This window comes from uncultured Allobosea sp. (assembly GCF_945957345.1).
In the GTDB taxonomy this organism is placed as follows: domain Bacteria; phylum Pseudomonadota; class Alphaproteobacteria; order Rhizobiales; family Beijerinckiaceae; genus Allobosea.
On sequence record NZ_CAMFKW010000025.1, the window covers coordinates 42,900 to 55,265 of the forward strand.

The 12,366-nt window shown below is 67.5% G+C and carries 10 protein-coding genes and 1 tRNA gene; 7 read left to right on the forward strand and 4 right to left on the reverse strand.

What is annotated here, in order from left to right; all coding sequences use genetic code 11:
• Nucleotides 1-22: 22 nt before the first annotated feature.
• Genes Q0Q36_RS13915 through Q0Q36_RS13930 form a run of 4 tightly spaced genes read left to right on the forward strand, consistent with a single transcriptional unit; the run spans nt 23 to nt 3,666 of the window.
• A complete protein-coding gene (locus tag Q0Q36_RS13915; protein WP_293798780.1) occupies nt 23-859 on the forward strand; it encodes an ABC transporter substrate-binding protein in 837 nt (278 codons plus the stop codon).
• A complete protein-coding gene (locus Q0Q36_RS13920; protein WP_293798781.1) occupies nt 856-1,863 on the forward strand; it encodes an iron ABC transporter permease in 1,008 nt (335 codons plus the stop codon). Before Q0Q36_RS13915 ends, Q0Q36_RS13920 begins: the two co-directional genes overlap by 4 nt.
• The gene (locus Q0Q36_RS13925; protein WP_293798782.1) at nt 1,860-2,657 is read left to right on the forward strand and encodes an ABC transporter ATP-binding protein; all 798 of its coding nucleotides are present in this window, start codon (nt 1,860-1,862) and stop codon (nt 2,655-2,657) included. Before Q0Q36_RS13920 ends, Q0Q36_RS13925 begins: the two co-directional genes overlap by 4 nt.
• Nucleotides 2,647-3,666, forward strand: coding sequence for a hypothetical protein (locus Q0Q36_RS13930; protein WP_293798783.1), 1,020 nt, complete (start codon nt 2,647-2,649; stop codon nt 3,664-3,666). The genes Q0Q36_RS13925 and Q0Q36_RS13930 overlap by 11 nt, the downstream gene beginning before the upstream one ends.
• A gap of 229 nt (nt 3,667-3,895) precedes the next feature.
• On the opposite strand, the gene Q0Q36_RS13935 is transcribed toward Q0Q36_RS13930, so the two are convergent.
• Nucleotides 3,896-3,969, reverse strand: a tRNA-Gln gene (locus tag Q0Q36_RS13935).
• Between the two features lie 404 nt (nt 3,970-4,373).
• Here Q0Q36_RS13935 and Q0Q36_RS13940 point away from each other — a divergent pair.
• The gene (locus Q0Q36_RS13940) at nt 4,374-5,486 is read left to right on the forward strand and encodes a M20 family metallopeptidase (RefSeq protein ID WP_293798784.1); all 1,113 of its coding nucleotides are present in this window, start codon (nt 4,374-4,376) and stop codon (nt 5,484-5,486) included.
• Between the two features lie 88 nt (nt 5,487-5,574).
• On the opposite strand, the gene accC is transcribed toward Q0Q36_RS13940, so the two are convergent.
• The 3 genes from accC to Q0Q36_RS13955 all read right to left on the reverse strand — a co-directional run bounded on the left by accC (nt 5,575) and on the right by Q0Q36_RS13955 (nt 8,533).
• Nucleotides 5,575-6,936 (reverse strand): acetyl-CoA carboxylase biotin carboxylase subunit, encoded by a 1,362-nt coding sequence (gene accC, locus Q0Q36_RS13945; RefSeq protein ID WP_293798785.1) that lies wholly within the window; start codon nt 6,934-6,936, stop codon nt 5,575-5,577.
• Nucleotides 6,937-6,977: 41 nt separating this feature from the next.
• Entirely contained in the window at nt 6,978-7,442 is a 465-nt protein-coding gene (gene accB / locus Q0Q36_RS13950; protein WP_293798786.1) for an acetyl-CoA carboxylase biotin carboxyl carrier protein, read from the reverse strand.
• 284 nt (nt 7,443-7,726) lie between these two features.
• On the reverse strand, nt 7,727-8,533 hold the full coding sequence (locus tag Q0Q36_RS13955; protein ID WP_293798787.1) for a DsbA family protein: 807 nt from the start codon (nt 8,531-8,533) through the stop codon (nt 7,727-7,729).
• A gap of 186 nt (nt 8,534-8,719) precedes the next feature.
• Between Q0Q36_RS13955 and Q0Q36_RS13960 the strand changes: the two genes are divergently transcribed.
• Nucleotides 8,720-9,910 (forward strand): aminotransferase class I/II-fold pyridoxal phosphate-dependent enzyme, encoded by a 1,191-nt coding sequence (locus tag Q0Q36_RS13960; RefSeq protein WP_293798788.1) that lies wholly within the window; start codon nt 8,720-8,722, stop codon nt 9,908-9,910.
• Between the two features lie 88 nt (nt 9,911-9,998).
• A complete protein-coding gene (locus tag Q0Q36_RS13965; protein WP_293798789.1) occupies nt 9,999-12,308 on the forward strand; it encodes a mechanosensitive ion channel family protein in 2,310 nt (769 codons plus the stop codon).
• The last annotated feature ends 58 nt before the right edge of the window (nt 12,309-12,366 follow it).

A 12,366-nucleotide genomic window follows, 5' to 3' on the forward strand; every position in this document is an offset into this window, starting at 1 on the left:
CGCACGGCACCGGACGCCTGGCTTGATTTTCGCTGCGGTGCTTGCCGGCACCGTGGCGGGGATGCTGCCGGCGCAGGCTGTTTCGGCCGCGCCGAAGCCGGCGCGCATCGTCTCGCTCAACCTGTGCACGGACGAGCTCGTGCTGCGTCTCGCCGATCGCGCCCGCATCGCCTCCGTTACCTGGCTGTCGCGCGATCCGCGCAACGCCAATATGGCGGAGGCGGCACGGGCGGTCGGGGTCAATCACGGCCTCGCGGAAGAGGTCTTGGCCGCAAAGCCCGATCTCGTCGTCGCCGGCGCCTATACCACCCGAACGACGGCCGCCCTGCTGAAGCGCACCGGCATTCCGGTGCGCGAGTTCGGCGTGCCGCGCAACATCGCCGAGATGCGCGCCCAGATCACAGAGATGGCGGCGCTCATCGGCGAGGAGGAGCGGGGCACCAGGCTGGTCGCCGAAATCGACGCGCGCCTGGCGGCGATCGCTGCTAAGCGGCCGATAGAACATCCCCGAGCCATCGTGCTGCGGCCCAACGGCTTCACCGTCGGGCGGGGCTCGCTGGTCGACGAGATCCTGACGACGGCCGGCCTCGACAACATCGCCGCCAGCCTGGGAATCGAGAGCTACGGCCAGATTGCGCTGGAGACCGTCGCGCTCGGCGGTGCACAGATGCTGATCCTCAACGATACGCCGGACGGGCCGCCCTCGCTCGCCAACGAGATTCTGCATCATCCGCTGATCGTGAAGCTCGGCGCCCGGCTGAAGCTGATCGCTTTGCCATCGCGGCTCTGGACCTGCGCCGGCCCCAGCGTGCTCGATGCCGTCGACCTGCTGGCCAAGGCCGCCGGGGACGTCCGATGAAAGCGGCGGCGCTCCGAACACCGCCGCTGCTGGTTGCGCTGCTCGTGCTGGCGATGCTCGCCGTCTTCGCGCTGTCGGTCGCCATCGGCTATGCGTCGCTCGATCTCGGCACGGCTTTTGGCGACCTGCTTGCCGGGCGGCCGACACTGCCGGCGCTGGTCCTGTGGGAATTGCGTTTGCCGCGCGCCATGCTCGGAGCGCTGGTCGGTTTCAGCCTCGGTCTCTCGGGGGCGGCGCTGCAAGGATTGCTGCGCAATCCTCTGGCCGAGCCCGGCGTCATCGGCGTCTCCAGCGCCGCCGCCTTCGGGGCGGTGCTGACCTTCTATTCCGGACTCTCCGCCAGCTTTGCGCTTGCCCTGCCGCTCGGCGGCATCGCGGGGGCCATTCTGGCGACACTGCTGCTTTTCATCCTGCTCGGGCGCGGCGCCGGCACCGCGACCCTGATTCTCGCCGGCGTCGCGCTCAACAGCTTTGCGGGGGCTGCGACCGCGCTGGCGCTGAACCTCGCGCCCAACCCTTATGCCGCGCTGGAAATCGTGTTCTGGCTGATGGGATCGCTCGCCGACCGCAGCCTCAACCATGTCCTGCTCGCCCTGCCGCTGATGCTGGTCGGCTGGGGCCTGCTGCTCTCGACCGCGCCGGCTCTCGATGCGCTGACGCTGGGCGAGGACACGGCGGCCAGCCTCGGCGTCGATCTGGCCTGGCTGCGTGCGCGATTGATCGGCGGCACGGCGCTTGCGGTCGGCAGCGCGGTGGCGGTGGCGGGCGCGATCGGTTTCGTCGGCCTGGTCGTGCCGCATCTGTTGCGGCCTCTGGTGGGCAACCGGCCCGGCCGATTGCTCCTGGTCAGCGGCTTCGGCGGCGCCATCCTGGTGCTGCTGGCCGACACGGCGCTCCGGCTGGCGCCTATCCGCCCGGAACTCAAGCTCGGCGTGGTGACGGCGTTGATCGGCGCGCCCTTCCTGTTCAGCCTCGTCGACCGCATGCGGCGGGAGGCGCGATGACCATCGAGGCTCGCAACCTCTCCATCGCGTTCGGCAGCAAGACTGTCTTGCAGGATGTCGACCTCGACCTGAGACCCGGCGAGTGCCTGGGGCTGATCGGCCCCAACGGCGCCGGCAAGACCACATTGCTGCGCATCCTCGCCGGTCTCGCCCGACCGGCTGCGGGCACGCTGCGCTATGACGGGCAGAGCGCGGCCGCGCTCGGCCGCCCGGCGCTCGCCCGGCGCATCGCCTATCTCGCGCAGGGCGGGGAGGCGGCCTGGCCGCTCTCGGTCGAGGCGGTGGTCGGGCTCGGGCGCCTGCCGCATCGACGGCCTCTCGCCGGAGCGAAGCCTGACGATGCGGCGGCGATCATGCGGGCGCTGCAGGTTTGCGACGTCGCCGATCTGACCGACCGGACGCTCGGGACGCTCTCCGGCGGCGAGCAGCGGCGCGTGCTGCTGGCGCGGGCCCTGGCTGTCGAGGCGCCTTATCTCCTCGCCGATGAACCATTGGCAGGGCTCGATCCGCTGCACCAACTTGAAGTGATGGAGCTCCTGCGCCGCACCGCCCGGCGCGGGGCCGGCGTCGTCGTCGTGCTGCATGATCTCACACTCGCCGCCCGCTTCTGCGATCGGTTAGCCCTGCTGGACCATGGCAGCTTGATCGCGGCGGGCACACCGGCCGAGGTTCTCGACGACACGCAACTGGCGGCGGTCTTCGGCATCACGGCCCTCCGCGGCAGCCACGAAGGCGAGCCTTTCCTTCTGCCCTGGCGGGCCGCACCCGACGGAACCGACGACGATGAACGATAGCGAAGCGATCCGTGCCGTCCTGCGTGAGCACCTCCTGGACGAAACCAGCCAATGGAATCTGGGCACCTTCGGTGCCATCGCCGAATTCATGCGTGACCCCGGAGAGCCGGTCGCGATCGTCGACGAGCCGGGGCGCCTTTCGGCAGCAACCGTGCGCGGCGGCATCGGCTTCGCCAGGCTCGATGGCCTGCGCTTGTCCGCCTCGGAAACTGCGGTGGGCACGGCCTGGAGCCATCGCGTGGCGCTCTGCCTGCCTGAAGCCTCCTGCGCGATGAACCGGCGCGCCGCGCTGACTGAACTCGGCCCCGACAGCGATGCGTTGCGGCCTGAGGACAGCGGCGCCATCCTGTTCGACATGGGGCTCGGCACGCTCCAGTCCGATATCTGCATCCGCACGGACGATCCTGCGCTGATCAAGGTACTGCGTGCTGCCACCGGCCGATCCCTGTTCGAGCCCGGCAACCCGTCCATGCCGGCAATCGTCGTGGCCGGGCCGCATCGCGTTTTCATCGCCCGGATCGGGCGCTGCGAGGTTTATCAGCCGATTCCACCGGCCGACGGCAAATCTCCCGAGGGGCCGCATACCCATGTGCTGCCGCAATTGCTGCGGGCGGGCCGCACCCATGCCGCGACAGAGCCTATGCCTGTGGGTTATGTGCCCTGTGCCCATCTCGTGCCCGCCCACCCGCTGAAGGACATGATGGGGCGGAGACGTCAGTTCGACCGCCTGGCCTTCGACCGTTTCGAGGATCTTCTGGTCCGCTTCGGCGCTCCAGAACTGGTGGAGGCGAAGCGCGTGGTAAGGGAACTGCTGGCAAGCGACACGCCGCCAGATGCTTTTTCGTTGCCGCCGAACCGGTTCGGGCGCAGCGCGGTCAAGGTCGCCTTGCGTCAGCAGAAAGAGCTCCAGGGAGCTGGTGTTCGTTTGCGGGACTGGCTCCGTTGCCACGATCCACGCGACGGCCTGGATCCGGGTGAGGGGAGCATGGACGATTACGGTCACGGTTGAGCCGGAACGAATAGCCCAAACCGACACGCGCTCCTCGCGACTTGCCGCTTGAGGCGACGTTCCGCGGGAAACGGACCGATCGTCGCCGTCGTCGGATGCAGCGCTCGCAGCGCAGGTCGTGATATGCGAGGAAGCTGCGCGCAGCGGCATGCTCAGGGCTGAGGCAGCCAGGGCATGAATTTCAACCGCAGCGGTCAGATCTTCAGAAGAGAGGAAAGCCACGCGGAAGTGGCTGGGGGACTAGGATTCGAACCTAGACAACCAGAGTCAGAGTCTGGGGTCCTACCGTTAGACGATCCCCCAACGACAGGGCGCTTTCGTGCGGCGCCGCGTTGGTGAGCCGGGGTCTAATCAAAGCGGTCCGGCTTGGCAAGAGCAGAATTCACCCTCGGTGCAAAACGCTTCACAGAAATGTCGCCAACCAGCGCTTCCTCTCGCCAGTTGCGCTGGATAGGGCTCGGTCTTTCCGATTTGGGAGGTAAGCGGAGATGGAGACCGAGGCGGGAAGAGGCATTGTTGAGCTCTCAGAGAGATAGTTCTCTGCTGCGCGACGAAGCTGCGCGGTGCGGGCGCTGTGTTCCCCCGAAGATGCGACCGGCCGCTCCCGCCGGCTTGTATGACCGAGAAACTGGGTTGCGCCTCCGGCCTGCGTTCCGCGCATGAAAACCGCCTTGCGCGGCAAGGGCTTCTTCGGAGAACATCGCGGCATGAATCAGCAAGAAGCCGCCGCCGCGCTCTCCGTCTGGGTTGCGCTCGAAAGTCCCACCAGCCATCCCGCCGGGGTCAACGGCATGATGGACCTCGTTCAGAAGGAGGTCGCAGGGCTGCCGATCGCGGCCGAGCGCATTCCGGGGCGCGACGGGCTCGGCGACATGGTCCTGCTGCGTGCAGGCCTCGACAATGGCCAGCCGGGCGTAGCCGTGATGTCGCATCTCGACACTGTTCACCCGGTCGGCACCAGCGCCAAGGAACTGCCGGTGCGGATCGAGGGCGACCGGCTCTATGGCCCCGGCGTCTACGACATGAAGGGCGGCGCCTGGCTCGCTTTGCAGGCCTTCAAGCAGGTAGCTGCAGCGGGCTCGGCCAAGCGGCCGATGACCTTCCTGTTCACGCCGGACGAGGAGATCGGCTCGCCGACCAGCCGGGCGCTGATCGAGGAGATCGGGCGCGGATCGAAGGCGGTGCTCGTCACCGAGCCGGCGCGGCAGGGTGGCAAGATCGTGACGGCTCGCAAGGGCGTCGGCCGTTTCGATGTCCGGCTCGAAGGCCGGCCGGCCCATGCCGGCTCGAAACACGCTGACGGACGCAGCGCGATTCGCGAGGCGGCGCACCAGATCCTCGCGATCGAGGGCATGACCGATTATGCGCGCGGGATCACCACCAGCGTGGCGCTGGTTGGCGGTGGCACGGCAGCGAATGTCATCCCGCAGCATGCCTGGTTCAGCGTCGATTGCCGCGTGACCACGCTCGCCGACGGCACGATGATGGAGAACCGCATCCTCAGCCTGAAGCCGCATGATCCGGACGTCCAGTTGCGCATCACCGGCGGCATGAACAGGCCGCCCTATGAGAAATCGGCGGCGGTCGCGGAGCTGTTCGAGCTGGCACGCAAGGTTGCGGTCGATGTCGGTTTCGACCTGCAGGATTGCCCGATGACCGGCGGCGGCTCGGACGGCAATTTCACCGCCGCACTCGGCGTTCCCACTCTCGATGGGCTCGGCATCGATGGCGACGGTGCGCATACCTTGCAGGAATACGGACTGATCTCCTCGATCGCGCAACGGCAGGCATTGATGAAGGGCTTGCTGGAGACGATCTGAGCCTGGTCCGCTCGCCTCTGGGCAGCGGGCAAGAAAAAAGCCCCTCGCGTCGCGAGGGGCTTTCTCATGTCGGGAACTGCCCAAAGCCTCAGGCTTCCGGCTCGCCCATTCCGCCGGCGGCGAGGAATTTCTCGAGCCAGTGGATGTTGTAGTCGCCGTTGAGGATGTCCGGGTTGCGCACCAGCGTGCGGAACAGCGGCAGCGTCGTGTCGACGCCGTCGACGACGAACTCGTCGAGCGAGCGGCGCAGGCGCATCAGGCATTCGTCGCGGTTGCGGCCGTGGACGATCAGCTTGCCGACGAGCGAGTCGTAATGCGGCGGGATCGTGTAGCCCTGATAGGCGGCGGAATCGACGCGCACGCCGAGGCCGCCAGGCGTATGGAACGAGGCGATCTTGCCGGGTGAGGGCCGGAAGGTGGACGGATGCTCGGCATTGACCCGGCACTCGATGGCATGGCCCTCGATGACGATGTCGGATTGCTTGAGCGAAAGCGGCGCGCCCGCGGCAATGCGGATCTGCTCGTTGACGAGGTCGATCCCGGTGATCATCTCGGTGACCGGATGTTCGACCTGGATGCGGGTGTTCATCTCGATGAAGTAGAACTCGCCGTCCTCGTAGAGAAACTCGATCGTGCCGGCGCCGCGATACTGCAACTCGCACATCGCCTTGGCGCAGATCTCGCCGATCCGGTCGCGCTCGCCGGCATTGAGAGCGGGCGAGGGGCCTTCCTCCCAGACCTTCTGGTGGCGACGCTGCAGCGAGCAGTCGCGCTCGCCGAGATGGATCGCGTGGCCGCGACCATCTCCGAGCACCTGGATCTCGATATGGCGCGGCTTTTCGAGATATTTCTCGATATAGACCGCGTCGTCGCCGAAATTGGCCTTGGCTTCGCTGCGGGCCGTGGCGAGCAGGACGGGGAGTTCCTCCTCGTTCCGCACGACCTTCATGCCCTTGCCGCCGCCGCCGGAGGCCGCCTTGATGATGACCGGGAAGCCGATCTCCCGGATGATCTTCAGGGCCTCGGCTTCGTCGCTGACGCCGCCCTCGGAGCCCGGCACGCAGGGGATGCCAAGGCGTTTGGCGGTGCGCTTGGCTTCGATCTTGTCGCCCATCGAGCGGATATGCTCGGCCTTGGGGCCGATGAAGGCGATGTTGTGCCGGTCGAGGATGTCGGCGAAGCGGGCGTTCTCGGAGAGGAAGCCGTAGCCGGGATGGACCGCATCGGCGCCGGTGATCTCGCAGGCGGCGATCAGGGCGGGGATGTTGAGATAGCTCTCGCGGGCCGGCGGCGGGCCGATGCAGACGCTCTCGTCGGCCAGGCGCACATGCATGGCGTTGGCGTCGGCCGTGGAATGCACCGCGACGGTCGCGATGCCGAGCTCCTTGGCGGCGCGCAGCACGCGCAGCGCGATCTCTCCACGGTTGGCGATCAGGATCTTGTCGAACATCTTGAAACCCAAATCGGACCCGACGGCGCGAGGCGCCGCGCTCACTCGATCACCAGCAGCGGTTCGCCGTATTCCACCGGCTGGCCGTCCTCGACCAGGATGGCCGTTACCTTGCCGGCGCGGGGCGCGACGATGTCGTTGAACGTCTTCATCGCCTCGACGAGCAGGATGCGCTCACCCTGCTTCACGACGCTGCCGATCTCGACGAAAGGCTTGGCATCGGGCGAGGGGCGGCGATAGGCGGTGCCGACCATCGGGGAGGGCACGGCGCCGGGATGGGCGGCGGTCGGCTTGGCCTCTGTCGGGGCGGCAGCAGTGGCAGTGACCGGAGCCGGCATCGCCATCATCGGCGCGGCGGCAGGAACCTGGACGGTCGTCGAGATATTGCGGGCAACGCGGACGCGCAGGTCGCCCTTCTCGACCTCGATCTCGGTGAGATCGGTCTGGTTCAGCAGCTCGGCGAGCTCGCGGACAAGTTCGGGGTCGATCGGGCTCTTTGTCGCCATGGCGGATGTCACCGTCTTCTTCGAATATTCGGATGGGCCTCGGCAAGCGCCGCGAGCCCGCTCATTCAGGTTCAGATGGCCTTCGCCGCCCGCCCTCCGTCACCAACCCGCGCGGGGCGTGCAGATCGGGGGAAATGTCCATTCAGGACGTGGACGGCGACCATCGAGGGCGTTGATTCCGGCACCGCGCGCGGGCGGCAGGAGCCGCCCTCATAAACGTTGCGGGCCGGCAGGGGAAGCCTGAAGCTCCCTGCCGGCCCGTTCGATCGTGTTGAAACGGCCTATCAGCCGGCGCAGTCGGTCTTGCCGCAGCGGCGCACGGAATCGATCTTCGCCTTGAGGGCGGCTTGGCCTACCGCGCCGAAGACGATTTCGTCGCCGACGATGAAGGCGGGCGTGCCGGTGAGGCCGAGGCGGTCACCGAGCGCGACGGTGTCCTCGATCGCGGCCTTGGTGGCGGGGGCCTCGATGTCCTTCTTCACCTGCGCGATGTCGGCGCCAGCTTCCTTGGCGATGTCGAGCGCCTTGGCGGCATTGACCTTGCCCTTCACGCCCATCAGCTTGTTGTGAAACTCGAAATATTTCGGGCCCTGGAGCTGGTTCTTCACGGCGACGGCGACGCGGCTGGCCTCCACCGAATCAGGCCCGAGGATCGGGAAGTCCTTGAGCACGACCCGCAGCTTCGGATCGGCCTTGGAGAGGGCGGTCACGTCCTCCATCGCCCTTTTGCAGAAGCCGCAATTGTAATCCATGAACTCGACGAGGGTGATGTCGCCCTCGGGATTGCCGATGATGACCGAGGTCGCGGGATCGGTGATCCGAGCCTTCTCGGCGGCGACCGCGTTGCGCTGGGCATCGGCCTGGGCGACGGTGTTCCGGCGCTCCAGCTCGATCAGCGCGTCCTGGATGATCTCGGGATTCTTCAGGATCGTCTCGCGGATCAGGTCCGTCACCGCCTTGCGCTGCTCGGGCGAAAGCGGCTGGCCCTGCGCCATGGCCGGCGCGGCGGAGGCCGCGAGCCAGAGGCCGAGCGCGACGGCGGCAGGCCGCAGGCAGGCGCGCGCCAGGCTGGTCAGGATCGGGAAAGCCATCTCGTCATCCTTTCAAGGCCGCCTGCCAGGATTCCCGGCAGGCGAAGCAACGCGTCTGGCGCGAGCTTGTGGGTGTTCAGGGGGCGAAGGTCAAATCACAGCTCTGCCAGCGGGCGCGGCCGATGGTTGCAGGCAAGGGCAGGGTCAGCTACGCGGGCGGGCCTTCTCGTGAAACCGGACGAGCCGATGTCGAAGCCCCTGATTGCGCCCGCCGCCTTGCCGGCCCTGGCCGAACGAGCCGAGCGCGTCGCGCCCTTCATCGTTATGGACGTGATGAACCAGGCGGCTGCGATCGAGCGCCGGGGCGGATCGGTGGTGCATATGGAAGTCGGCCAGCCCTCGGCGCCGACGCCGGCCTCGATCCGTGCAGCCGCCGCTCGAGCGTTGGAGCATGGCCGGATCGGATACACGCAGGCGCTCGGCACGGATTCGCTGAGGGATCGCATCGCGCGCCATTATCGGGACGCTTATGGCGTGGAGGTGGCGGCCGAGCGCGTCGTCGTGACGACGGGCTCGTCGGGCGGCTTCATCCTGGCCTTCCTCGCCTGCTTCCAGCCGGGTTCGCGGATCGCGATCACGGCGCCGGGCTATCCGGCCTATCGCAACATCCTGATCGCGCTCGGGCTGGAGCCGGTGGCGATCGAGGTCGGCCCCGAGACGCGTTTCGCCTTGACGCCGGACCTGATCGAGCGCGCCCATCGCGAGAAGCCGCTCGCGGGTGTGCTGACCATGAGCCCGGCCAACCCGACCGGCGTGGTGATGATGCCCGACGCAATCGCCGATGTTGCTGCCTGCTGCCGCAAGCTCGGGCTCTGGTACATCTCGGACGAAATCTATCACGGCCTGACCTATGAGACTCCGGCGACGACGGCGCTCGCTGCCGATCCGGATGCGATCATCGTCAACTCCTTCTCCAAGTACTACTGCATGACCGGCTGGCGCGTCGGTTGGCTTGTCGTGCCGCAGCGGCTGGTGCGCACGATCGAGCGATTGCAGCAGAATTTCTCGATCTCGGTGCCCTATCTCAGCCAGGTCGCGGGCGAGGCGGCCTTCGACGCCACCGAAGAATGCGAGGCGATCAAGGCCGGCTATGCGCAGAACCGTGCCTTCCTGCTGAAGGCGCTGCCGGAGATCGGGCTCGGCGATTTCCTGCCCGTGGACGGTGCTTTCTACATCTATCTCGATATCGGCCGGTATTCGAACGACTCGATGGCCTTCTGCCGCAGCGTGCTCGAAGAGGCGGGCGTCGCGATCACGCCCGGGCTCGATTTCGACGAGGCGCGCGGCGCGCGCACGATCAGGCTCTCCTTTGCCGGTTCGCTCGCCGAATGCGAGGAGGCGGTGACGCGCATCGGCGCCTGGATGAAGAAGCGCTGACCGGCGCCTGGCGGCGTCTCGCGAACTGCTTGCCAGATTTCGCGGAATCCCCGCATTCTGCATCCGTGGGATAGCGCGGAGGCCTGCCATGAACGTCGCTGCATCGGGCACATCGGTCCCGCGGCGAAGCGCGGCCGGAAACGCATTCCTTTTCGGCTGGCTGGCACTTGCTTTCGTGTTGCTGGCGCCTGCCACTCCCGGCGTCGCCGAGGATCAATCCTCCGTCGTCCTGAGCCTGCGCGGCGACGAGACGCCCGAGACGATCCGCCGGATGGTCGACGCCCTGTCCGCTCCCGGACGGCAGGTCGAGATTCGGGTTGGTGGCGCCACGGCTGCGCCTGTTGCTGCTCCGCCGGCAGAGCCTGCGAGCAAGGCGAAGCCCGCCGCCACTCAACCCGCGCCTGCCCCGTCGATGGCGGATGAGGATGGTTTCCAGGCCGAGGTCAACGCCCTGGTCGATCGCTTCATCGACGGCGTCGAATATGGCGGCACCTCGATCCCTGCGATCGGCGAATTGCCGACCGACTGGGGCCGTGCCTGGCAGCGCAATCTCAACGGTCGGGAAAGCCTGCCGGCCGGTTGGCGCGTCTTCGGGATCGTCTGCCTCGCGCTCGCCGCTGCCTTCGCCTTCCGGGTCGTTACCGCCCGCTGGTTCGCGCGGAAGATGCTGCCGGCCGGACCCGAGTTCACGCCCCGCCTTATCGCCTCGTCCTGGGGGCTGCTCCAGGATGTCGCGACCATCTTCCTGGCGCTGGCCTTGGCGCGGATGGCCCGCAACGCCTGGCTTCCGGAGAACGATCTCGCCAACGTCGCTCTCACGACAGGCGCCAATGGCGCGGCGATCGGTGCGCTCTATATTGCCGTCGGCCGTTTCCTGATCGCGCCCGGCGCGCCGGACCGGCGGGTCATGCCGCTGCCGCGCGGCGAAGTGCATTTCTGGCGGCTCGTCGCCTATGCGATCCTGACACCGCTGATCGTGACCGGCATCCTGCTCGCCCACCATGTCAGTGCCGGCCCGCGGCCGGTTACGGGGCTGATCGCGCTCACCGGGCTTGGCATCACGCTGTTCAAGGTCTGGTGGTTCCACGACGCGCGGTACGATCTCGCGGCGCTGGTCCTCTCCGGCTCGTCCGAACCCGGCCCGATCCGGCGGCTGATCGCCACCGGGACGGCCTGGTTCTACATCGCGACGACCGTCCTGCTGTGGATGGTCAGCAGTGCCGCTGCGATGATGTCGAATGGTGGCCGCTGGGCCGAGGCCGCTGCGACGACGCAGGTAGCGATCGCCCTGATTCCGATCTTCGCCGTCGGCATCTCCAGCCTGATGCGTTGTCATGCGATGCGGCACGAGGCGGAGCACGGCGCCACGCCCATGCGGCGCGCCGGCAATGCGGCCTTGCGTGCGGCTGCCGTCGGGGCACTGTGGGCGGTCGGCTTCTTCGTTCTGGCGCGCCTCTGGGCCGGGCTGCTGCTGGGCGTCACGTCAGGGCAATTCGCCATGGTGATGCGGCAGACCGCGGGTGTCGCGATCTTCGCCTTCGTCGGCTGGGTCGCGCTCGTCTTCCTGCACGCCTTCTTCGACGGCTATACGCCGAAGCCGCGCGTCGTCGGTCCCGCCGACGAGGACGCGGCGCATGATGAGGGTGTGCCGAGCCGGTTGGCGACGGTGCTGCCGGTGCTGCGTGGGGTCGTGCTCGGCGCGGTGCTCGGCCTCACCATCCTCATCGTGCTGTCGCGACTGGGCGTCGATATCGGGCCGCTGCTCGCCGGATTCGGCATTCTCGGCCTCGCTCTCTCCTTCGGCTCGCAGGCCTTGGTGCGCGACATCGTCTCCGGCCTGTTCTTCATGCTGGAGGACGCGTTCCGCGTCGGCGAATATGTCGATACCGGCCGGCTCAAGGGCACGGTCGAGAAGATCTCGCTGCGCTCGATGCAATTGCGCCACCAGAGCGGGCAGATCCACACCGTGCCCTTCGGCCAGGTCCAATCGCTGACCAATGCCAGTCGCGACTGGGCGACGGTGAAGTTCAACGTCCGTCTCGACCATTCCGCCGATATCGAGCAGGCTCGAAAGGCGATCAAGAAGACCGGCATCGCGCTGATGGAGGATCCCGAGTTCGGACCGCATTTCATTGCGCCGCTCAAGATGCAGGGCGTCGCCGACATCACCGACAGCGCCATCGTCATCAGGCTGAAATTCACGGCCAAGCCGAACCAGGCCTCGGCGCTGCAGCGCGAGTCGCTGAAACGGGTCTACCGCGCCTTGAACGATGCGCACATCCCCTTCGCCTCGAATGCCGTCACGGTGCGTGGCGGCGAGGGTGGCTCGCAAAGCCAGGCTGCCGCGGCGATCTCGACCGTGCCGCCGCCGAGCCCATTGGCGCCCGCGGCGGGGTAAGCGCCGGCACTCGCGATTGCGTGGACGCGGCAATCGCCCCCCATGGATGGAAGGCTCT

Excerpts from the sequence above, each read along its gene's own strand:
- Q0Q36_RS13925 (WP_293798782.1), top strand. The coding sequence starts at position 1,860 with ATGACCATCGAGGCTCGCAACCTCTCCATCGCGTTCGGCAGCAAGACT.
- accC (WP_293798785.1), bottom strand. The coding sequence starts at position 6,936 with ATGTTCGACAAGATCCTGATCGCCAACCGTGGAGAGATCGCGCTGCGC.
- Q0Q36_RS13965 (WP_293798789.1), top strand. The coding sequence starts at position 9,999 with ATGAACGTCGCTGCATCGGGCACATCGGTCCCGCGGCGAAGCGCGGCC.
- Q0Q36_RS13960 (WP_293798788.1), top strand. The coding sequence starts at position 8,720 with ATGTCGAAGCCCCTGATTGCGCCCGCCGCCTTGCCGGCCCTGGCCGAA.
- Q0Q36_RS13955 (WP_293798787.1), bottom strand. The coding sequence starts at position 8,533 with ATGGCTTTCCCGATCCTGACCAGCCTGGCGCGCGCCTGCCTGCGGCCT.
- accB (WP_293798786.1), bottom strand. The coding sequence starts at position 7,442 with ATGGCGACAAAGAGCCCGATCGACCCCGAACTTGTCCGCGAGCTCGCC.
- Q0Q36_RS13940 (WP_293798784.1), top strand. The coding sequence starts at position 4,374 with ATGAATCAGCAAGAAGCCGCCGCCGCGCTCTCCGTCTGGGTTGCGCTC.
- Q0Q36_RS13930 (WP_293798783.1), top strand. The coding sequence starts at position 2,647 with ATGAACGATAGCGAAGCGATCCGTGCCGTCCTGCGTGAGCACCTCCTG.
- Q0Q36_RS13920 (WP_293798781.1), top strand. The coding sequence starts at position 856 with ATGAAAGCGGCGGCGCTCCGAACACCGCCGCTGCTGGTTGCGCTGCTC.